A 23,817-nucleotide genomic window follows, 5' to 3' on the forward strand; every position below is an offset into this window, starting at 1 on the left:
TAATTTTGTCATTTTAGGAATATCTACGTTTTTAACGGTAAGCAAACCGCTCACCGTATTTCACGGAAAGTCATACATCTAATATGTTCAAGTTGTACCGAAAGCAAAGGTTTAAGCGCCTGCAAAATACGCTCATGTTGGCGTTTTTGGTGCTCAGTATTACCCCTTTAACAGTGACTGCACTGTTCTTCCTTCAATCACACAGTCAGGACTTGCAAGAGCAGAGCACCTCTCACCTGATCTCTGTGCGTGACAGTAAACATCAACAAATCGTCGATTATCTTGATGCGAAAGAGTCGGAAGTGATGGGGTTTGTTCGTTCTGAACTGGCTTACGCAAGTGGCGGACGTTTTTATGGTCTGGTTAATGCGTTCCAAAGTTTGGGCTTAGATATCGAGCAAGCACGCGAATACGCACAAAAGCGCTATATCGAAGGCTCTGGCGATCAAATTAAGACCGCCATCTTGCCTCAATCGCAAGTTTACAATGGCACAGAGCGTTACCGCTTATTACACAAGCGTTACCACCGCGCTTATTTAGAGCTGCTTAAACGCTCTGATTTCGATGATATTTTGCTGGTTGATATTAACGGTAACGTCACCTATTCAATCTACAAACATGACAACTATGGTACTAACCTGCTAACGGGCAAATACCGAGACGACAACTTAGGTAAAGCGTTTAAAACGTTGCATGACAAAGTCACGGCTACGCGTAAAACCAACGAAGAATACACGCCCGTTATTTTCTCTGATTTCGAAATGCAGCAAGGCAAATACGTTGCATGGTTGGGCGCACCAATTATTCAACAAGGTCACCTTCACAGCTACGCGATGTTCAGATTGCCGAACAACAGCCTCACCAAGCTGATTGCCGACAATAACCAAACGTGGGACATCAAAACCTTGTTAGTAGGCGCTGACTACAAACTGCGCACCCTCGCCTACGAGCAGCAAGATGTCGACAATAGCCGCACTATCATCGAGCGAGCATTCACCTCAGCCTCTGAAGTCGGTACTTTCAAGAATGCGTTAGGTGAAGATACTATCGCCGCATATAGTCATATTGACGAAAAAGGCATCAATTGGGCGCTAGTGGTCGAAGTGCCTGAAAAACATGCCTTTGCGCGCGTGCAACAGCTAGAAACCGTGTTTGTTTTCGCCATGCTGTTTGCGATTATTTTGGTAGTGATTGCCTCGCACTATCTGTCGAACTTCATTACCGCTCCACTACTCAAACTGACATGGTCGGCTGAAAAAGCCTCGGCTGGTGATCTTAACGCGGAAATCAATACCGAACGTAAAGATGAAATTGGCCGCCTAGCGGTGAGCTTTGAGCGTATGCAACGCTCTATTCGCGAGAAGATTGAGCTGATCAAAAAGCAAAATGAAGAACTAGAGAACAACCTCAAAGTCATTCAGAAACAAAACGATGAGCTACAGCTAGCAAATAAACTGAAAGATGACTTCTTAGCAACCACCTCACACGAGTTGCGTACTCCGCTTCACGGCATGGTGGGCATTGCTGAAGCGTTGATCTCAGGTGCTAGCGGACCAATTACCGCTGATCACAAATATCAGCTCGACATTATCATTAGCAGCGGTCAACGCTTAACGACCTTAGTAGATGATCTGCTCGACTATCATAAAATGCGTTATGGCAATTTGGATATAGAGCTCAGCGCGGTCGATCTTGCAAGTTCAACCAGATTGGTACTTGAGCTTTCATCGCATCTACTTGGTAATAAACCGATTCGTATTATTAACCAAGTTCCGGTTGAGGCTTTATGGGTCGCGGCGGATCCGCAGCGTCTTGAGCAGGTGCTATACAACCTTGTCGGCAATGCCATCAAGTATACCCGTGAAGGTAAGATTGTGATTTCTGCGTCGGTTGTAGACGATAAGATTCGTGTACAAGTTGTGGATACAGGCCAAGGCATCCCAGCCGATCAGCTAGAACACATCTTTGAACCTTTGATTCAAGCAGGGCAAGACTCTAGCCGCTATCGTCAAGGTGCTGGCCTGGGCCTATCCATCAGCCGTCAGCTTATTGAGTTGATGGACGGTTCACTGTATGTCAGCAGTCAGCCGATGGTTGGTACTACTTTCAGCTTTACGCTACCACTCGCAACAGAAGAGCAGATTGAACAAGCCAGTCATCTAGATAGCTTGCACTTTAGAGCGCCAGAGGCAAATGAAACCGCCGAACTGCCGCCAGCAAGCTTGCCAGAAAACCCTGATGGCCCTCTATTACTAGTTGTCGACGATGAACCGGTTAACCTGCGCGTGCTAGAAAGCTTCTTACGCTTGGCGGGTTATCAGGTGCGTACAGCAAAAGATGGCTATGAAGCGCTGCAAAAAATAGAAGAAGAAAAGCCAGAGCTATTACTACTCGACATCATGATGCCGGGCATTAGTGGTTACCAAGTCTGTCAAACACTGCGTGAAAGCTACGATCATACTCAGTTGCCAATCATCATGTTGACCGCTCTAAATCAACCCGATGACCGCGTGCGTGGCTTTAACGCTGGTGCAAACGACTACCTATCGAAGCCGTTCAACAAGCAAGAACTGGCGGCACGTATCGTCGCCCACTTAACGGCGAGCAAGGCTGAGCAGCGAAGAGTTGAGAATCAACAGCTTTTAATAGAGCTAAAAGAACGTGCCAACGTAGAAGCAAGCTTACTTGAGACTCAAGGCAGACTGCTTGAACAGCTAGAATCCGCGCCTGAGGCGATCATCTGCATTCGCGAAGATGGGCGTATCCGCTTTGCCAACGAAGCCGCTTCTCGTCTATTCAAACGTTCTACAGAACAATTAAAACGCTCCAACGCCGAAGAAATATTGGCACCGCGATTCCTCGATGTGAATCAAGAGCACTTCTGTGGCAACGTTGATATTTACGTTGAAGACGTTCGACAACATGTCTCTGCTGATATCCTCAAGTTACCGCAAGCCTCAGGGCTTAAATCGATGTACATCTTCAATGTCGGTGGCAGCATTAATGCGGTAAGGATTAACAACCTAGAGACGGCAATCGAAGCGCTTTCAAGCTACGCATTTGACGGCGATAAAGGCAAGCTACAGCAGTTAAAAGAACTCGGTGGTGAGTTTACCCGCCTTGCAGATAAGGTCACCGGTGAGTCTCAGTCTAAGCAAGAAATCATGCGTGAAGTGTTGGTAGATGCCATGACAAGCGCTATCGATTACTGGGAGAGTGCAACGGGGCAAACTAAGTTCACCTTTGCAGAGCAAAGTGGCCTGTGGCGTGTTTATCTTGACCGCAGTACTCTACAGACGCGCACATTAGATAAGTACCTACGTATCGAAACGCTACCAAAGACACCACGTTGGCGCACGGTACTGAGCTCGTTAGACTACATCCTTGAGCACTGTAAGGAATCAACATCACAACGTACTCACATCGAAGAACAGCGTGACAAGTTACAACACTTACTGACTAGCTAACGAACCTCCCAAGCATAAAGCCCGCATTCAATGCGGGCTTTTTTTGGCTTCGAGATAATCGTTCTCATTACAGTTTTTACACGACGAAAAACAACCCCTATACCGACGTTAAATCACGACTTTTTCATGGTCGAAAATCACTGTAAAAAACGCTAAAAAGGCCTCTTTGTCTATTTTTGAATCGATATTGAGAGGCCAATCACAACAATTCGGCAGTTTTAAATTAGCGTGAGAAAATAACCTAAAAACCGGCTAGTGATGAAGATCTCAGATAAGAACCTACCACTCAGACCGCTTATTTAAGCTAAACAAATACGATAGTAACCACTAATATAGAAACTTCACCCCCTAGTAATATGCGACCTGGTTCAAAGTGTGTTTTTTAACCAAAATCGCGCAAAACTAACGTTAATTAACGTTATTAACGAGATAGCGATATGTTTTGACGTTTTTAACGGGAATGCCAATTGCTAAACAATCGTTTTCGGTGTCTTCTAGCTATGCCTAAGGCCTACAGGCCACTCATGTTTACTGACTTTCCTCCGAAGTTTTTAAACGAGCATTGAGGTAGGCCTTAGAGGAGTGTTCATCAATTGATAACATTCGTATCCATAAGTGAAATGAAAGCAAATAGTAAGGAACAGCTATGCTTGCCAACATTAAAAAAACAGCACTAGCAACAGCAATTATCGCAACAGCTACAACTGGCTTTGCGTCAGTAGCAACTGCAGCTGAGAAAAGTGAACTAACGATCCACCCTAAAGAGTACACAACTTTCGTACGTAACTTTAACCCGTACCTAGGTGCTACTAACCTTCATACTACTCGTGACTTCATCTACGAGCCGTTAGTAGTATTCAACGAAATGCACGGTAACACTCCTGTATTCCGTCTAGCAGAGAACTTCACAATTGCTGACGACCTATTGAGCGTTACATTTGATCTACGTAAAGGCGTAACTTGGTCTGACGGTGAAGCATTCAACGCAGACGACGTTATGTACTCTTTCAACCTAGTTAAAGAGAAGCCTGAGCTAGACCAATCTGGTATCAACGCATGGGTAACTAAAGTTGAAAAACTTAACGACTACCAAGTTAAGTTCTACATCTCAGAAGCTAACTCAAACGCTCCTTACGAAATCGTTAAGGTTCCTGTAGTAGCAGAGCACATCTGGGCTAAAGTGAAAGATCCAGCAACATTCATGAACGAGCAACCAGTAGGTACTGGCCCGTTCACTGAAATCGCTAACTTTACTCCACAACTATACCTTCAGTGTGCTAACCCTAAATACTGGGATGCTGATAACCTAGACGTTGATTGTCTACGCGTTCCTCAAATCGCGAACAACGACCAGTTCCTAGGTAAAGTTGTAAACGGCGAAATGGACTGGACTTCTTCGTTCATTCCTGACATCGACCGTACTTACGCAGCAGCAAGCCCTAACCACCAGTACTGGTACCCGCCATCAGGTACTCAGGCGTTTGTTGTTAACTTCAAACACCCAGATCCAGTTAAGAACGAAGTACTAACTAACGTTGACTTCCGTCGCGCGTTCTCAATGGCTCTTGACCGTCAAACTATCATCGACATCGCATTCTACGGTGGCGGTACAGTGAATGACTTCGCATCTGGTCTAGGTTACGCATTCAAACCTTGGTCTGATGAAGCGACTCACAACAAGTACAAAGGTTTCAACACGTACAACGTTGAAGGCGCTAAAGAGCTTCTAGCGAAAGCTGGTTTCAAAGATGTAGATAAAGACGGTTTCGTTGATTCTCCATCTGGTAAGCCATTCGAGCTTCTAGTTCAATCTCCAAACGGCTGGACTGACTTCAACAACACAGTTCAACTTGCAGTTGAGCAACTAGCAGAAGTAGGCATCAAAGCGAAAGCACGTACTCCAGATTTCTCTGTGTACAACCAAGCGATGCTAGAAGCAACATATGATGTTGCTTACACTAACTACTTCCACGGTGCGGATCCACACCTATACTGGAACAGCGGCTACAACTCAGCGCTTCAGTCTGGTGACGGTATGCCACGTTTCGCAATGCACTACTACAAAAACGACAAGCTAGACAGCCTACTAAACAGCTTCTACAAAACTGCTGATAAAGCGGAGCAGATGGAAATCGCTCACGGTATTCAGCAAATCATTGCAGCTGACCAAGTAACTGTTCCAGTAATGTCTGGTGCATACATGTTCCAATACAACACAACTCGCTTTACTGGTTGGTGGAACGAAGAAAATCCTAAGGGTCGTCCAAACATTTGGGACGGTATCCCAGAGCGTCTACTTCACGTACTGGACCTAAAACCAGTTAAGTAATCGACGTTTAATCTTGCGGCGTACGTTCAGTACGCCGCTTAATCCCCCCCACTCTCGTTAGTTTAGATATGGCGCTCGTCGTCAGGGGATTATCTACGCTCAATTTTGTAGTTCGCTAGGAGCGTCCTGAAACCAGGAACAGGGAAAATCTGGGTGTGTAAGGTGTAAGTTATGGGTTATTTTTTAAGACGTTTGTCATTTTATCTTGTCGCCCTTTTAGTTGCGGCAACACTAAACTTTATTATTCCGCGAGCGATGCCAGGTGACCCAGTTACCATGATGTTCGCGAATGCTTCTGTTCAGGTAACACCTGAACGTATCGCAGCAATGAAAGAGCTACTAGGTTTCGTCGATGGCGGCCTATTTGTTCAGTACATTGCGTACATGAAAAATATTTTAAGCTGGGAACTGGGTACTTCGATTCAATTCTACCCTCTATCAGTAAACAAACTTCTAGGTGGTGCATTTGGTTGGTCACTATTCCTAGCAGGTACTGCTGTAATTATCTCGTTCTCGCTTGGTTCAATTCTTGGTATCTACGCAGCATGGAAACGCGGTAGCAAATACGATGCGTTTGTTACTCCGGGTATGCTTGTTGTTCAAGCGGTTCCTCAGGTAGTAATCGCGATGATCGCACTATTTACCTTTGCAATCGGCCTTAAATGGTTCCCAACTGGCTACGCATATACACCGGGCACAACACCTGACTGGACAAGCTGGGAATTCATTAAAGACGTAAGTTACCACGCTGTACTCCCTCTATTCTGTGCAACCATCGTTCAGATTGGTGGCTTCCTAGTTAACATGCGTAACAACATGATTAACTTGCTAGCGGAAGACTACATCACTATGGCGAAGGGTAAAGGCCTTAACGAAAAACGTGTTGTATTCAACTACGCGGCGCGTAACGCGATGCTTCCAAGTGTAACCGCGCTTTCAATGGCACTAGGCATGGCGATCGGTGGTCAGCTAATCATCGAAATCATCTTCAACTACCCAGGCCTAGGTTCAGTACTGTTCAACGCGATTAAAGCGCGTGACTACCAAGTACTTCAAGGTCAGCTACTAATCATGACTCTGTTCATGCTGTTCTTTAACCTACTAGCAGACATGCTATACGTTGTTCTAGACCCTCGCCTACGTAAGGGAGGCAAATAATCATGAAAGGTTTCCTAAAACTCATCGGTAATAACCCGATGGCACTTACGGGTAGTATTATCCTTGCTCTTTTCCTGTTCATTGCACTGTTTGCACCGTTTTTAGCAAAACATGCGCCAGACAAACGTACAGGTAACCCACATGAATACCCTGCGCCAGTCGTTAAACTAGCGCAAAGCAGCCCTGATGGTTGGGTAGCGACAAACCTTGCAGATGACCGCCGTACTCTGATTATGTCTAAAAAAGCAGATCACGTGATGGGTACAACACGTATGGGTCGTGACGTTTGGTCTCAATTCGTACACGGTGCTCGCGTATCGCTAGCAGTAGGTTTCGGTGCTGGTATCACAGTATGTTTCCTAGCAACAATCATCGGTATTTCAGCTGGTTACTTTGGCGGCAAAGTGGACGATGTGTTAACTGCAGCCATGAACATCATGCTGGTTATTCCGCAATATCCACTACTGTTTGTATTGGCAGCCTTCATCGGTGAGGCAGGGCCACTAACAATCTCCTTGATTATCGGCTTTACGGCCTGGGCATGGGGTGCTCGTGTAATACGCTCCCAAACACTTGCCCTACGTGAAAAAGAGTTTGTTAAAGCCGCTGAAGTTCTTGGTGAATCTTCATGGCGCATCATCTTCGTTGAAATCTTGCCAAACCTTATCCCTATCGTGGGTGCAAGTTTCATCGGCTCGGTTATGTACGCAATCATGATGGAAGCGACTATCTCGTTCCTAGGTCTAGGTGACCCGAACACAGTGAGCTGGGGCATCATGCTGTACAACGTACAAACGTCTTCTTCAATGCTAATTGGCGCATGGTGGGAACTACTAGCACCTTGTATGGCGCTGATTCTACTGATGACTGGTCTAGCTCTACTTAACTTCGCGGTTGATGAAATTGCTAACCCGCAGCTACGTTCTCACAAAGGTATGAAACGCTGGAAGAAACTTGCAGCGCAAGACAAAGAAGAACGTGAGCCTGAGCTACCACCACAAAATGCACTTTGGAGCGGAGATAAATAATCATGACTGCACCACTAATTTCTATCCGCAACCTTTGCGTTGACTACATTACAGAAGCGGGCGATGTCCGCGCCTGTAACAACGTAAGCTTTGATATTGCACCGGGCGAGGTCTTTGGCCTTGCCGGTGAGTCTGGCTGTGGTAAATCAACTGTAGCCTTCTCACTAATGCGTCTACATAAGCCGCCAGCGTTTATCACTGGTGGTGAGGTTATCTTCAATGGCGAAGATATCCTCAAATACAGCGACGAACGCATGCAAGCGTTCCGCTGGAGCGAGATGTCAATGGTGTTCCAGAGCGCGATGAACGCGCTCAACCCTGTACTGACTATGGAAGAGCAGTTCTGTGACGTAATTATGCGTCACACGAACATGACTCGTGAGCAAGCTCGTAAGCGTGCTGAAGGTCTACTTGAAATTGTAGATATTCACCCTAGCCGTCTGACTGACTACCCTCACCAATTCTCTGGTGGTATGCGTCAGCGCCTAGTTATCGCAATCGCGCTCGCTCTTAACCCGAAAATGATCATCATGGATGAGCCAACTACAGCACTAGACGTAGTGGTTCAACGTGAAATCCTGCAAAAGATCTACGCACTTAAAGAAGAGTTCGGTTTCTCGATTCTGTTTATTACTCACGACCTTTCATTGATGGTCGAGTTCTCAGACCGTATCGGCATCATGTACTCAGGTGAGTTGATCGAAGTTGCTCCGTCGAAGGAAATTTTAACTAGCCCATACCACCCTTACACCAAGGGCTTGGGTAGCTCATTCCCTCCACTGACAGGCCCAAAAACGAAACTTACTGGTATTCCGGGTAACCCATTAAACCTACTTGAAGTACCACAAGGTTGTCGTTTCCAAGCTCGTTGCGACCGTGTACATGAGAAATGTACTCAGGTGCAAACTCAGTTGAGACAGATTGAGCCAAATCGCTTCTCAAACTGCCACCTTTACGGTGAGCCAATTGCCCAGACCAAGATCTAGCAATGTCAAAAAATAAGCAAAAATAAAATTATTCTGGAGACAATTATGAGCAAAGATTTCGGCGAACTACTGGTTGAAGGTAAGAATCTTGTCAAAGATTTCCCTATCAACAGTAATGCCCTAAAACAACCAATGATGCGTGCGATCAACGACGTGTCATTCAAAATGTACAAAAGCCGTGGTTTAGCTGTAGTAGGTGAATCAGGCTCAGGTAAGTCAACCACCGCTAAGATGATTGCGAAAATGTACGCACCAACCTCAGGTACGATTGAGTACAAAGGCCGCGACATTCTAGACATCAACTCTAAAAGCGACTTGATGCACTACCGTGAAGGCGTACAAATGGTTTGGCAAGACCCGTTTGGCTCGCTAAACCCTACGCACAACATTTTCCACCATATTGCGCGTCCGCTTCTTATTCACAAGAAGATCAAGCCGGGCAATAAGAAGGAACTTGAAGAGCGTGTATACGACCTAATTGAACAAGTTGGTCTGATTCCACCAAAAGAAACTGCACAGAAATTCCCTCACCAGTTATCTGGTGGTCAGCGTCAGCGTGTAAACCTTGCACGTAACATCGCGGTAGGTGCAGAAGTCGTATTGGCGGACGAACCAACCTCAATGCTAGACGTATCGATTCGTGCCGGTGTTCTTAACCTGATGGAAGAGATGAAGTTTGAGAAGCAAATGTCTCTACTTTACATCACGCACGATATCGCGACAGCTCGTTACATTGCAGAAGACCTAGCGGTTATGTATGTAGGCCACATGGTTGAATGGGGTGATACAGAAGAGATCATTCACGATCCTCAACACCCATACACGCAGCTATTGGTTTCTGCGGTACCGGATCCAAGTAAATCGATCCACGAGAAGTTGAAAGGTAACAAGGGTGAAATCCCTCTTTGGACGCCAGAATCAGCAGGTTGTCCATTTGCAGGTCGTTGTCAGCAAGCAACCGACAAATGTCGTGAACGTCTACCAGGCGTAACACAGTTGTCTGACAACCACTTTGTACGCTGTTACCTATACGAAAACTAAGCAACAACGAGCCAAGAGAGGTCTCTTGGCTCAATCTCTTTCCTTACAGCTACAAATAGATTTTTTGCGGAGATATCAATGCTGCTAATCACTAACCATATTGGTTACGAATCCCTTGGGCCTAAGCAGGCTATTTTGATGACCAAGAAGCCACGCTTGTCTACATCCACTGCCTTGCTGGTGTGCGCGGATAGTCATCAAACTGTAGCGACATTAGATGTCGAGAAAGGCACTAAAGTCGCCAACTGGCACCAAGGGTATTTTTTTCGCATTGATTTTTCTGTTTTCCAGACGCCGGGTAATTACTACCTAAGAGCCGATAATGTTCGCTCAGAAGAGTTCGAAATCGGTAGCGGCGTACTGATGCAACAGACTTTTTCTGATGTATTACATTACTTCAAATCCCAACGTTGTGGTGGCATTTTTGATAAACAAGACCGCCAAGCGCCACTATTGGGTAGCGATCAAACCGCAGATGTTCATGGCGGTTGGTATGACGCTTCTGGCGACGTAAGCAAATACTTAAGCCACCTCTCCTACGCCAATTACCTCAACCCGCAACAAATCCCTATGGTGGTTTGGAACATGCTAAAAGGGTTAGAGCTACTGGGTGAGAATGAAAAATTCGCTAAATATTCACAAGTTCGCCTTACTGAAGAGGCGCTATTTGGCGCAGACTTCTTGGTGCGTATGCAAAACCAAGATGGCTTCTTCTACATGACCGTATTCGATAAATGGTCGAAAGACATTATTCAACGTGAGATCTGCGCTTACGCGACTCAAGATGGTCACAAATCTGACGATTATCAAGCCGGCTTCCGCCAAGGCGGCGGTGTATCAATTGCGGCATTAGCCTCTGCGGCACGTTTAGACGTTAGCGGTGAATTCTCAAGTGAGGACTACCTACAAGCGGCAGAAAAGGGCTACTGGCACTTACAAGAAAACAACACGCAATACCTCAATGATGGTGAAGAAAACATCATTGATGAATACTGCGCATTGCTTGCGGCCGTAGAACTGTACCGCACAACGCAAGATGAAAATTATCTTATTGAATCTCGTCGCTGGGCAGATCGCCTCGCGACTCGTCAAACCTCAGATTCAGAGGTAGCACACTACTGGGCAGCCAATACTGATGGCTCTCGCCCATACTTCCACGCAGCAGAAGCAGGCTTACCCGTTATTGCTTTGTGTGAGTACCTATCGATTGAAAGTGATCGTGAGGCTTATCAAGCAACCAAACAAGTTGTCGCTCAAGCGATCGACTTTGAGCTCACTATCACTAATAACGCAGCGAACCCATTTGGCTACCCACGCCAATACGTAAAACCAGTTAATGGCGATAAACGCGAAGCTTTCTTCGTCGCGCATGACAACGAATCAGGTTACTGGTGGCAGGGTGAAAACGCGCGTTTAGGCTCTTTAGCAAGCATGGCTTTCCTTGCTCAAAATCACGCGAAAGACAGCGAGCAGCAAAAACAGCTCGCGCAGTTTGCACAAAATGCTTTGAACTGGATTGTCGGTCATAACCCTTACAACATGTGTATGTTGGATGGTTTCGGCCAAAACAACCCAGACTATTTACCTCACTTGGGCTTCTTTAATGCCAAAGGTGGTGTTTGCAACGGTATTACAGGCGGATTTGAGGACGAGGAAGATATTGCCTTCAATCCTCCGGGTCAGAAAGATGATATGTTGCAGAACTGGCGATGGGGTGAGCAATGGATCCCTCATGGGGCGTGGTATTTGCTCGCGATCATCTGTCAATTCAATCACTTTGACAGCTTAGAGGACTAATCCTATGACTCTGTACCGAATTGGTATTGATGGTGGCGGCACATCTTGCCGCGCCCGTATCCGCGACGAACAAAACAACCTTATTGGCGAGGCAAAAAGAGGCAGCGCCAACATTATGCTTGGTGCTGAAATCGCAATGGCATCCATTGTAGAAGCCATTACTGAAGCCGCGAAACAAGGTGGTCTCACTGAGCAAGACTTTGCCAAGATGCACGTTGGTCTTGCGCTCGCAGGCGCTGAGCACAAAGGCTCATGGCAAAAATTCATGGCGCTTTCACATCCGTTCGCTTCAATGACACTGAATACCGATGCCTACGGCGCGTGTATTGGTGCACACAATGGTGACGATGGCGCAATCATGATTGGCGGCACAGGTTCGTGTGGTATCTACCTTGAAGGTGGTCAACAACATGTTGTTGGCGGTCGTGAGTTCCCAATTTCAGATCAAGGTGGTGGCGCAATAATGGGCCTTCGCCTTATTCAGCAAGTTTTGCTGGCTTATGATGGCATTATAGAGAAAACCCCTCTTGCAGCGCACGTGCTTAATCATTTTGATAATGATGTGGATGCAATTGTTGAGTGGTCTAAGGGTGCGATACCTAAAGATTACGGCCAATTCTCTCCAGCTATTTTCCAACACGCTTACCAAGGTGACCCTTTAGCAATTTCAATGCTGAAGCAAACTGCGGCAGATATCGAGATGTTCCTCATTGCCTTGAATAAGAAAGGTGCTACACGCATCTGTCTAATGGGTAGCATCGCAGAACGCATTCAAGATTGGCTCTCTCCTCCAGTACAACAGTGGATCGTAACACCTCAATTCGATGCAATCGAAGGGGCGATCATGTTTGCGGGTAAGCCAGAGCATAATCTGTATTAAGGATTTGTAGATATGAGCTATCGCGTTGACCTTACCGTTCTCTCAGAACAAAAACAGCATTGCCGTTTTGGTATAACGCTTCACAACCTTTCAGACCAAGATCTGGTTGATTGGAAACTGCAGTTTATTATCGATCGATACATTCTTCCCGATAGCTTTACTCATGGTGAAATTAAGCAAGTGGGTAGCTTTTGCACAGTAACGCCTGATGTAGAAGTTCTCCCTGCTAACCAACACTTCTATTGCGAATTTAGCATCAACACCGCTCCACTGCGCTTCTATACCGATGGCTTTAAAGACGCGCTTGTGATTGAGCGTGATGATGTGAAGCACCCAGTGAGCATTACACCAATTGCACTCGCTTCGCCTTACCGCCAGCGCAGTGAAGTACCTGAAGTGGATGCAGCGAAATTATCACTCATTCCTCGCCCGAATAAGGTGGTGGCATTTGATGGTCACTATATACTGACGCCAACAAGCCAGATTACTCTACAAGCAACACTAGCAGAGAAAGCAGCGACTTGGTTACAAGCGGAACTTAAAGGGCTTTTCACTTTTGAAGCGAGTCCAATTGGCCACAGCGACATTCTATTTCGCAATAACCCGACCCTAGATGAAGGTGAGTATTCACTCACTGTTTCAAACAGTGGTATTCGTTTAGAAGCGGGCTCTCACGCAGGATTTGTTCACGCGAGTGCTACCTTAATTCAATTGGTTGAAAAGACTGAGCAAGACAACACGTTGCGTGTACCTTACATCAAGGTCACCGATGCGCCTCGCTTTAAGTACCGCGGCATGATGTTGGATTGTGCGCGTCATTTCCACCCGCTAGAGCGAGTTAAACGCCTAATTAACCATTTGGCGCATTACAAATTTAACCAATTTCATTGGCATCTGACTGATGATGAAGGCTGGCGCTTAGAGATCAAAGCCTATCCAGAGCTGACTGAAATCGGTTCGGAACGTGGCCCAGGTAAACTACTCGAACCTCAATTCAGTAGCTTAAACACGGTACACAAGGGTTACTACAGCCAAGATGAAGTGCGCGAAGTGATTGCTTATGCAGAAGAACGCGGCATTACCATCATCCCTGAAATTGATATCCCAGGTCACTGCCGCGCTGCGCTAAAAGCACTGCCTCATCTACTGCTTGATGAAGCGGATCAGTCGCAATACCGCAGTATTCAACACTACAACGATAACGTTATTTCTCCTTCGTTAGTGGGTACTTACGAGTTCCTCGATAAAGTGCTAACCGAAGTTGCCCAACTGTTCCCATCACCATGGGTACACATTGGCGCAGACGAAGTACCTGATGGCGTTTGGGTAAATAGCCCAAGTTGCCAAGCCTTGATGGAAAATCACGGCTACCAAAACAGCAAAGAGCTACAAGGCCACCTACTGCGTTACGCAGAAAAACGCCTCCAGCTTTTAGGCAAACGTATGGTGGGCTGGGAAGAAGCTCAGCATGGCAACAAGGTAAGCAAAGATACCGTTATCTACTCATGGCTAAGCGAAGAAGCAGCACTGAATTGTGCGAGCCAAGGTTTTGATGTGATTTTGCAACCGGCTCAATCGACTTACTTAGATATGACTCAAGACTACTCGCCGGATGAACCGGGTGTAGATTGGGCAGCGGTGATTCCTTTAGAAAACGCCTACCGCTATGAACCATTACAAGAAGTTCCTGAAAACGACCCGATTCGTAAACGAATTCTCGGCATTCAATGCGCGCTTTGGTGTGAAATCATCACCACCCAAGAGCGTATGGATTACATGATATTTCCACGCTTAACGGCTATGTCAGAAGCGTGTTGGACCAATAAATCTCAGCGTGACTGGGAAGATTATTTATCACGTTTGAAAGGCCATTTCCCTCTACTTGATCTTCAAGAGGTGAAATACCGTCATCCGTGGAAATCGAAACAATCAACAAACAATTAGTTTTTCTAGCTTAAAAATTTAACCACCTTAGAGTGGCTTGGTAAAAAAGGAAATTAAGATGAAATACGGCTATTTCGATAATGACAATCGTGAATATGTCATCACACGCCCAGATGTGCCTGCACCATGGACGAACTACTTGGGCACAGAAAAATTCTGTACCGTTATCTCTCATAACGCGGGCGGTTACTCGTTCTACAACTCACCTGAGTACAACCGCGTGACTAAATTCCGTCCAAACGCGACATTCGATCGCCCAGGGCACTACGTATACCTACGTGATGATGAGACGGGTGATTACTGGTCAATCTCATGGCAACCAGTAGCAAAAAGCCTAGACGAAGCGAACTACGAAGTTCGTCACGGCTTGTCTTACTCTAAATTCAAGTGTGAATACAGCGGCATCACTGCCACTAAGACTCTGTTCGTACCGAAAGGTGAAGATGCAGAGATCTGGGATGTTGTGATTAAGAACACTTCAGACAAACCACGTACAATCAGTGCGTTCTCATTTGTTGAGTTCTCATTCAGCCACATTCAATCTGACAACCAGAACCACCAGATGTCTCTATACTCTGCGGGTACTGAGTACAAAGACGGCGTGATTGAGTACGACCTGTACTACAACACTAACGATTTCGAAGGCTTCTACTACCTAGCATCAACATTTGACCCAGATTCATACGACGGTCAACGCGATAGCTTCCTTGGCCTATACCGTGATGAAGCGAACCCACTAGCGGTTGAGCAAGGTAAGTGTTTCAACACTGCGCAAACTTGTTACAACCACTGTGGTTCTTTGCACAAGCAATTCACCATTCAACCGGGTGAAGAAGTACGCTTTGCTTACATCCTAGGTATCGGTAAAGGTAACGGTGAGCGTTTACGCACTAAGTACCAAGACCTTGCGAACGTTGATGCTGCATTCGCTGGCATTAAAGAACACTGGAACGAGCGTTGCGACAAGTTCCAAGTGAAATCGCCAAACGAAGGCCTAGACACAATGATCAACGCTTGGACGCTTTACCAAGCAGAAACGTGTGTGGTTTGGTCTCGCTTTGCATCATTCATCGAGGTAGGTGGCCGTACTGGTCTGGGCTACCGCGATACTGCACAAGACGCAATCTCAGTACCACACGCTAACCCTGCAATGACGCGCAAGCGTATTGTTGACCTACTACGTGGTCAGGTTAAAGCGGGTTACGGCCTGCACCTATTCGATCCTGATTGGTTCGATCCAGAAAAAGCAGACGTTGAGCCATCTAAGTCACCAACGGTAGTTCCTACTCCATCTGATGACGATAAAATCCATGGTATTGAAGACACTTGTTCTGATGACCACCTATGGCTAGTTCCTACCATCTGTAAGTACGTGATGGAAACAGGCGAACATAAGTTCTTTGATGAAGTGATTCCATACGCAGACGGCGGTGACGCTAGCGTTTACGAGCACATGAAAGCGGCTCTAGACTTCTCTGCTGAGTACGTTGGTCAAACAGGTATCTGTAAAGGTCTTCGTGCTGACTGGAACGACTGTCTAAACCTAGGCGGTGGTGAGTCTTCAATGGTGTCATTCCTACACTTCTGGGCTCTGCAAGAGTTCATCGACCTAGCGAAGTTCCTAGGTAAGCAAGAAGACGTAGAGAAATACACTGAAATGGCAGCGAACGTGCGTGAAGCATGTGAAACGCACCTATGGGATGACGAAGGCGGTTGGTACATCCGTGGTCTAACTAAAAATGGCGACAAGATCGGTACAGCACAACAAGCTGAAGGTCGTGTACACCTTGAGTCAAACACACTAGCGGTTCTATCTGGTGCGGTTTCTCAAGAGCGCGGTGAAAAAGCGATGGACGCAGTCGATGAGAACCTATTCTCTGAATACGGTCTACATCTAAACTCACCATCGTTTGCAACGCCAAACGACGATATCGGTTTTGTTACTCGCGTATACCAAGGTGTGAAAGAGAACGGCGCTATCTTCTCTCACCCGAACCCATGGGCATGGGTTGCTGAAGCAAAACTAGGCCGTGGTGACCGTGCAATGAAGTTCTACGATGCACTAAACCCATACAACCAAAACGACATCATTGAAAAGCGTGTGGCTGAACCATACTCATACGTTCAATTCATCATGGGTCGTGACCACCAAGACCATGGCCGTGCAAACCACCCATGGCTAACAGGTACTTCTGGTTGGGCTTACTTTGCGGTAACGAACTTCATTCTGGGTGTTCGTACTGGTTTTGATGGTCTAACTATCGACCCATGTATCCCAACTGACTGGCCAGGTTTCGAGGTGACTCGTCAATGGCTAGGCGCAACTTACAACATCAAGGTAGAAAACCCTGAATCAGTAAGCAAAGGCGTTAAATCTATCACGGTTAACGGTGAGCAAATCACTGGTGCTTCTGTTCCTGTACAAGCAGAAGGCAGCGTAAACGAAGTTATCGTTACTCTAGGCTAATCGTCATGGGCAACCAGCAATGGTTGCCCTCTTTCCCCGAGGAATTCCCCATGATTCAATTTGGTACGGGCGGCTGGCGCGCCTTTATTGGTGAAGAGTTCACTAAAGATAACGTTCGTCTTGTTGCTCAAGCACTGGCAAACATCATTAACCAAGAATCAGTAGCAGACAAAGGCTTTGTTATTGGTTACGACCGTCGATTCTTATCTGACAAAGCAGGTCGTTGGTTCTCTGAAGTATTGGCCGCTAATGGCGTAACCGTCAGCTTCATCGACAAGTTTGTTCCAACACCTATCGTCATGTTCAAAGCAAAAGAGATGGGCTGTGCTTACTCAGCTTGTATTACAGCTTCACACAACCCTGCGGATTACAACGGCGTAAAAATCTTCATTGAAGGTGGCCGTGATGCAGACGAAGTAATCACGAGAAAAGTAGAAGAGCAAATTGCTCAGCTATCTCACGATCAAGTGAAGAGCGTTGAGTTTGAACAAGCAGTGACAGACAAGTTGATCTTACCGATCAACCCAATGAACGAGTTCGTTGATTCGATCATTAACGCTATTGATATTGAAGCAATCAAGAAAGCTAACTTACGCGTTCTGATCGATCCAATGTTTGGCGTAGCGAAGAATGCGCTGCAAACAGTATTGATCAATGGTCGCTGTGACGTAGACGTAATCAACGATGGTAAAAACCCAGACTTTGGTGGCCTAATGCCATCACCAAGTGCTGCGACTCTTTACCGTCTAAAACACCTCGTCGCGGCAGAAGGCTACGACATCGGTATAGGTACTGATGGCGATGCTGACCGCCTAGGTATTATCGATGAGAAAGGTAACTTCATTCACCCGAACGAAGTGCTAATCCTACTTTACTACTACTTGCTTGAATACAAAGGCTGGAAAGGCTCTGTGGTACGTAACATTGCCACTACTCATATCCTTGACAAGATTGCCGAAGATCACGGTGAGAAGAGCTTTGAGGTTCCTGTAGGCTTTAAACACATCAGCTCACAAATGGAAGCTGATGACTCACTGATTGGTGGTGAAAGCTCAGGTGGCCTAACAATTCGCGGCCATATCAAGGGTAAAGATGGTGTGTTCGCATCAAGCCTATTGGTAGAAATGATTTCTGTAACCGGCAAGAAATTGTCTGACCTATTGGATGAAATCTATAGCAAGTACGGCTATGCCTACACAGCAGAAGGTGATTGCACCTTCAAACCTGCGCAAAAAGAGACGCTTTACAATAAGATTTACGTAGAAAAACAACTGCCTGAGTTTGACTACGAGATCGAAAAAGTGAGCTACGAAGATGGCGCAAAAGTTTACTTTAAGAATGGCGGTTGGGTAATCGCTCGCTTCTCTGGTACCGAACCATTACTGCGTATCTTCGCAGAGATGGAAGACCAACCAACAGCAGAGAAGGTCGTAGAACAAGTAAAAGCTTTCCTTAAACTATAACTTTACCAAGCACCTACACCCTATAGGTGAAGAGCATTTGCCCGGTTTATACACCGGGCTTTTTTTGACTAAAACGCAAGTACACCTTGAGTTTCAACCTTCACTGAGACCGCCTGACCAATCTCCAACGGCTCTGCAGAGCTGGCCAGTAAGTGACTGCCATTGGCGTTAATCACATAACGACAGTGGTCACCCATAAACTGCTGCTCAGTAACATACACACTGCTCTCTTCTGCAGCGCTGATTTGCACATGCTGCGGTCTTAGTAACAGCTCACAGCTGGCATTAAAATCGATCGCTTGCTGAGCGTGCGCCTCGATAACACCAAGCTCGGTATCGTATTCGCTCTCAGACATACGTTTCGCAACCAGATAACTGCCGCCGCCAAGAAAATCCGCAACAAACTTACTTGATGGCTGATAATACAGCTCGCTAGCCGTGCCATATTGCTCAATTACACCACGGTTCATCACGGCCATTTTATCGGCAAACGCAAACGCTTCTTCACGGCTGTGAGTCACAAAAATCGCCGTCACGCCTTGCTGCTTAAAGATACTGCGGATCTGACCAATCAACTCATGGCGCACCTGAGTATCAATATTCGAGAAGGGTTCATCCAACAAAAGTAAATCAGGTTTGTAAGCCAACGAACGCGCAATCGCAACACGTTGTTGCTGACCACCAGAAAGCTGATGAGGATAACGGTCGCCAAACTCGGATAAATGCACCAGGTTCAGCATCTCTTTCACTTTGCTGTCACGTTCACTTGGTGACGCAGAGCGAAGGCCAAAGCCGACGTTTTGCTCGACAGTTAAATGTGGAAACAGAGCGTAATCTTGGAAGATCATCCCAATGTTACGCTGCTCCGGTGGCAACCAATGTTTGCCATCATCAATGGTCATACAGTTTAAGCTCATCGAACCTGAGCTTAGCGGAAGCAAACCCGCAATAGCCTTGAGTAGCGTTGTTTTACCGCAACCACTCGCACCGAGTAGACAGACAATCTCACCTTGTTCGACTTGTAACGACAGGTCTTCTAAAACCGTGGTCTGTTCATCATATTTGCAGGTTAAATTGTTGATTGATAATGCGCAGCTCATTAATGCACCTGCTCTAAAGATCGGTTAACCAATACCAGTGGAATTAAGCCCACCAGCACTAACAATACAGCGGGCATCGCCGCTAATTCTAAATGCTCATCGGAAGCAAAGTTATACACGTAGGTCGCCAAGGTTTCGAAGTTAAACGGACGCAACAGCAATGCTGCGTTGAGCTCTTTCATCGACTCAATAAACACTAACAAACCAGCTATCAACGCACCGCGACGAATCAAAGGCAGATGCACTTTGATGAGCATCGCATTTGGCTTACACCCCATGGTGCGCGCAGCCATATCTAACGAAGGCGATACTTTACTTAAACTACTTTCAATACTACCAATAGCAACCGCAGAAAAGCGCACCACCATGGCGAAGATAATCGCGAACATGGTCCCCGATAAGAACAAGCCCGGTGGCGTGCCTCCCATCGCTTTGATGCTATCATTGACCAAATGTTCGATGGCCGAATTTGAGCCAAGAACACCAATCGCAAGTACTGTGCCCGGCACTGCATAACCCATTGAGGAAAACCGCATAAAGCCTAAAGCGACGCGATCAGCGCGAAGTCGATAGTAGAAGTTGACCACTAGAGCAATAGCAACGGCAATAACCGCTGCCGCTATCGACACATATAAACTATTGATGGCGAACTGTTGGAATTCAGCTGTCCAACTTTGCGCAAAGTACTTATAAGCGTAGATACATAACTGGCCTAATGGGAAGATGAACGCAATCGCGACCAATCCCCAACACCAACTTAGCGCTGCCCACTTTTTCCATCCCGTTAGCTGATAACGAAAATCTTCACGGCTGCTGAACTGGTTTTGAAACAGCTTCTGGCGACGGCGACTATAACGCTCAGTGGATAGCAGCAAAATAACAAACACCAACATGATGCCGGAGATCTTAGCCGCGGCAGACAAATTGCCGTAGCCATACCAAGTATCATAAACCGCAGTGGTCAGAGTATTAACCGCAAAATAACTCACCGTACCAAAGTCACCAATGGCTTCCATCGCCACCAGCGATAGGCCTACTGCAATTGCAGGACGCGCTAACGGTAAAGAGATACGGAAAAAACTCTGCCACGGGGAACATTTGAGTAACCTTGCTGATTGCAGCAAAGAGACGTTTTGCTCCATAAACGCAGCGCGACACAGCAAATAAACGTAAGGGTATAAAACCAGCGATAAAACGGTAATCGCACCGCCTAAAGTTCGAATATCAGGAAACCAGTACTCCCTCGCCTGCCAATCCGTTAAGTCACGCAGTAGGATTTGCACTGGGCCTGCAAAATCAAACCAATCAGTAAAGATGTAACCGACAATGTAGCCCGGCATGGCAAGGGGCAAAACCAAAGCCCACTGTAAAACTCGCTCAGAAGGAAGACGACACATGGCCATCAGCCATGCAGAAGGAACGCCGAGAATCAATGACAGCAACAGAACACCCGCAACCAATGCAATCGTGTTGAAGATGTAAGTTGGCATTACAGTGTTCATTAAGTGAGAAAACAGTTGTTCCGTATCCTCACCAAAAGCGGTAATAAATATCGCTAATATAGGCAAAACCAGCAGTAGAGCTACTGCTCCACTGCTGGTTTTCCAGAAATTATTCTTTTCTTTCATATCTAGTCTGTGAGATATACAAGATGTAAATGCGGTTACAAATACATCTCATATACCTTTTAGAGGTTAAGGTGTTGTTATACCTCTAGACTAGATTAAAGGTCAAATTTCACTTCATCTAGAAGTTTAATTGCCGCAGCGTGGTAAGACGCGATTTCATCTAGAGAGATATCGTCTGCCTTGAACTCACCCCAAGAAGCAACTAGCTCAGATGGCTTAACACCTGGCTTAACTGGGTATTCGTAGTTTACTTCAGCGTACATGCCTTGCGCTTGGTCGCCTGCTAGGAATTCCATTAGTTTAAGAGCGTTGTCTTTGTTTGGAGAATGCTTAGCCATCGCCATACCAGAGATGTTCACGTGCGTGCCCGTTGTCTTCTGGTTAGGGAAGTTGATGTAAACAGAATCAGCCCAAGCTTTTTGCTCTTCGTCGTTTACCATCTTACCTAAGTAGTAGCTGTTACCAAGAGAAACGTCACATAGACCTTCTTTGATCGCTTTAACTTGTGCACGGTCGTTACCTTGAGGCTTACGAGCTAGGTTAGCTTTTACGCCTTCTAGCCATGCTTTAGTTTCAGCTTCGCCTTTATGAGCAATCATAGAAGATACTAGAGAAACGTTGTATGGGTGCTTACCGCTACGAGTACAGATTTTACCTTTGAACTCTGGCTTAGCTAGGTCAGCGTAAGTGAAGTCTTCACCTAGTTTACCAACGCGGTCGCGAGAAGAATAAACACTACGAGTACGAGTTGTTAGAGCGAACCACTCGTTGCCATCGTCTTGAAGTTGAGCTGGGATGTTTTTCTCTAGAACTTCGCTGTCTACTTTTTGAACCAGACCTTGTTTAGTCAGCTCAGCTAGACGGCTGATGTCTACCGTTAGAATTACGTCCGCAGGGCTGTATTCGCCTTCTTGAGCTAGCTTCTCAGCTAGACCTTTTTTCGCGAACTTAACGTTAACTTTAATGCCTGTTTCTTTAGTGAACTCGTTGAACATTGGCTCAACTAGGAAAGGTTGACGGTAAGAGTATACGTTCACTTCTTCAGCAGCCATTGCTGTTGGGGCCAAAGTAGCACATGCAAGTGCTGAAAATGTTAGCAGCTTTTTCATAGTGTTAATCCTTTACTTTCTAAATGATAATTTTTATCAGTCGCGTTATTATATTCATGTCCAACCGGAAAACAATTCTTAAAAATGAAAAACCTGCCTCGAAGGGCAGGTTTACTAGGTTGAAATATTGTAACCGTTTATGTCTTTTGAATATAAACAGCGCTTTGCTTATTATTTCACCGTTACAAATTCTGGGTAAGCACCTACGCCGCAATCATGCATATCCATACCTTCTAACTCTTCGTCTTCCGATACACGGATACCGATTGTTGCTTTTAACACGCCCCATACTGCTAAGCTTGCTAGGAATACCCAACCAAAGATAACCGCTGCGCCCAATAGCTGTGTGCTGAAACTCGCATCGCTGTTACTTAGTGGAACCACCATTAGGCCAAACAAACCACACACACCATGCACTGAGATGGCACCCACTGGATCATCAATCTTAAGCTTATCTAGGCCAATGATGCTAAATACCACTAGCGCGCCTGACACTGCACCAATTGACACGGCGTACACTGGAGAAGGTGATAGTGGGTCAGCGGTAATAGCCACAAGGCCTGCCAACGCACCGTTCAGAATCATCGTTAAATCTGCTTTGCCCCAAGTGGTTTTACACACAAGTAGCGCTGCAATTGCACCTGCTGCTGCCGCGGCATTGGTGTTTAGGAAGATTTGACCTACTGCTGTTGCGTTCTCAAAGTCAGACACCATCAGTTGAGAACCACCGTTAAAGCCGAACCAGCCAAACCATAGGATAAATGTACCTAACGTCGCTAATGGCATGTTTGAACCTGGGATTGGGTAGATTTCACCGTTCTTACCATATTTACCCTTACGAGCGCCCAGTAGCAACACGCCTGCTAGCGCAGCGGCTGCACCGGCCATGTGTACGATACCTGAGCCAGCAAAGTCACTGAATCCTGCTTCTGATAGGAAGCCGCCACCCCATGTCCAGTAACCTTCGACTGGGTAGATAAATGCGGTCAATACAGCAGAGAAGATCAAGAAAGACCATAGTTTCATTCGCTCAGCCACAGCGCCCGATACAACAGACATCGCGGTAGCAACGAATACAACTTGGAAGAAGAAGTCTGATTCTAGAGAGTGATCCGCCCCTTCACCTTGCGTGCCGATTAAAGCACCAAATGACGGAAGCCAACTGCCTTCGGCATTATCGACATACATGATGTTGTAACCTACGGCCAAATACATAGTGCAGGCAATTGCGTATAGGCAGACGTTTTTAGTTAAAATTTCAGTGGTGTTTTTTGAGCGAACTAAGCCCGCTTCCAACATGGCAAAACCGGCTGCCATCCACATTACCAACGCACCAGAAATGAGGAAGAAAAAAGTGTCGAGTGCGTAACGAAGTTCAGATACTGTTGATGCTAATTCCATGTGATATCTCCAATCCTTG

15 protein-coding genes are annotated in these 23,817 nt (G+C 46.2%); 11 read left to right on the top strand and 4 right to left on the bottom strand.

Translation table 11 applies throughout. The features are described from left to right. Positions 1-83 precede the first annotated feature (83 nt). The 11 genes from MU515_RS07845 (at position 84) to MU515_RS07895 (ending at position 18,560) form a co-directional block, all read left to right on the top strand. Complete coding sequence (locus MU515_RS07845; protein WP_260259866.1) at positions 84-3,467, top strand: hybrid sensor histidine kinase/response regulator; 3,384 nt, start codon at positions 84-86, stop codon at positions 3,465-3,467. 646 nt (positions 3,468-4,113) lie between these two features. Next, a complete protein-coding gene (locus MU515_RS07850; RefSeq protein ID WP_260259867.1) occupies positions 4,114-5,796 on the top strand; it encodes an ABC transporter substrate-binding protein in 1,683 nt (560 codons plus the stop codon). A gap of 171 nt (positions 5,797-5,967) precedes the next feature. Next, positions 5,968-6,954 carry an ABC transporter permease gene (locus tag MU515_RS07855; protein ID WP_260259868.1) on the top strand — a complete coding sequence of 329 codons (987 nt, stop codon included), beginning with the start codon at positions 5,968-5,970 and terminating at the stop codon, positions 6,952-6,954. 2 nt (positions 6,955-6,956) lie between these two features. Further along, positions 6,957-7,982: an ABC transporter permease gene (locus MU515_RS07860; RefSeq protein WP_260259869.1), complete on the top strand. Its 1,026-nt coding sequence runs from the start codon at positions 6,957-6,959 to the stop codon at positions 7,980-7,982. A 2-nt stretch (positions 7,983-7,984) separates the two neighbouring features. Then, positions 7,985-8,968 carry an ABC transporter ATP-binding protein gene (locus MU515_RS07865; protein ID WP_260259870.1) on the top strand — a complete coding sequence of 328 codons (984 nt, stop codon included), beginning with the start codon at positions 7,985-7,987 and terminating at the stop codon, positions 8,966-8,968. A 45-nt stretch (positions 8,969-9,013) separates the two neighbouring features. Continuing rightward, the gene (locus MU515_RS07870) at positions 9,014-10,009 is read left to right on the top strand and encodes an ABC transporter ATP-binding protein (RefSeq protein ID WP_260259871.1); all 996 of its coding nucleotides are present in this window, start codon (positions 9,014-9,016) and stop codon (positions 10,007-10,009) included. Positions 10,010-10,087: 78 nt separating this feature from the next. After that, a complete protein-coding gene (locus MU515_RS07875; protein WP_260259872.1) occupies positions 10,088-11,806 on the top strand; it encodes a glycoside hydrolase family 9 protein in 1,719 nt (572 codons plus the stop codon). Positions 11,807-11,810: 4 nt separating this feature from the next. After that, positions 11,811-12,686 (top strand): glucosamine kinase nucleotide-binding domain-containing protein, encoded by an 876-nt coding sequence (locus tag MU515_RS07880; RefSeq protein ID WP_260259873.1) that lies wholly within the window; start codon positions 11,811-11,813, stop codon positions 12,684-12,686. A gap of 12 nt (positions 12,687-12,698) precedes the next feature. Next, entirely contained in the window at positions 12,699-14,630 is a 1,932-nt protein-coding gene (locus MU515_RS07885; RefSeq protein ID WP_260259874.1) for a beta-N-acetylhexosaminidase, read from the top strand. A 58-nt stretch (positions 14,631-14,688) separates the two neighbouring features. Further along, a complete protein-coding gene (locus MU515_RS07890; RefSeq protein WP_260259875.1) occupies positions 14,689-17,097 on the top strand; it encodes a glycoside hydrolase family 94 protein in 2,409 nt (802 codons plus the stop codon). 50 nt (positions 17,098-17,147) lie between these two features. Continuing rightward, on the top strand, positions 17,148-18,560 hold the full coding sequence (locus tag MU515_RS07895; RefSeq protein WP_260259876.1) for a phosphoglucomutase/phosphomannomutase family protein: 1,413 nt from the start codon (positions 17,148-17,150) through the stop codon (positions 18,558-18,560). Between the two features lie 68 nt (positions 18,561-18,628). Here MU515_RS07895 and MU515_RS07900 read toward each other — a convergent pair whose 3' ends face one another. The 4 genes from MU515_RS07900 to MU515_RS07915 form a co-directional block, all read right to left on the bottom strand. Next, positions 18,629-19,660: an ABC transporter ATP-binding protein gene (locus MU515_RS07900; RefSeq protein ID WP_260259877.1), complete on the bottom strand. Its 1,032-nt coding sequence runs from the start codon at positions 19,658-19,660 to the stop codon at positions 18,629-18,631. Beyond that, on the bottom strand, positions 19,660-21,288 hold the full coding sequence (locus MU515_RS07905) for an ABC transporter permease (protein WP_260259878.1): 1,629 nt from the start codon (positions 21,286-21,288) through the stop codon (positions 19,660-19,662). The genes MU515_RS07900 and MU515_RS07905 overlap by 1 nt, the downstream gene beginning before the upstream one ends. A gap of 95 nt (positions 21,289-21,383) precedes the next feature. After that, a complete protein-coding gene (locus MU515_RS07910; protein WP_260259879.1) occupies positions 21,384-22,397 on the bottom strand; it encodes a Fe(3+) ABC transporter substrate-binding protein in 1,014 nt (337 codons plus the stop codon). A 171-nt stretch (positions 22,398-22,568) separates the two neighbouring features. Further along, positions 22,569-23,798, bottom strand: a complete 1,230-nt coding sequence (locus tag MU515_RS07915) for an ammonium transporter (RefSeq protein ID WP_260259880.1) — start codon at positions 23,796-23,798, stop codon at positions 22,569-22,571. Positions 23,799-23,817 lie beyond the last annotated feature (19 nt).

It is taken from the genome of Vibrio intestinalis (assembly GCF_025195085.2).
In the GTDB taxonomy this organism is placed as follows: domain Bacteria; phylum Pseudomonadota; class Gammaproteobacteria; order Enterobacterales; family Vibrionaceae; genus Vibrio; species Vibrio intestinalis.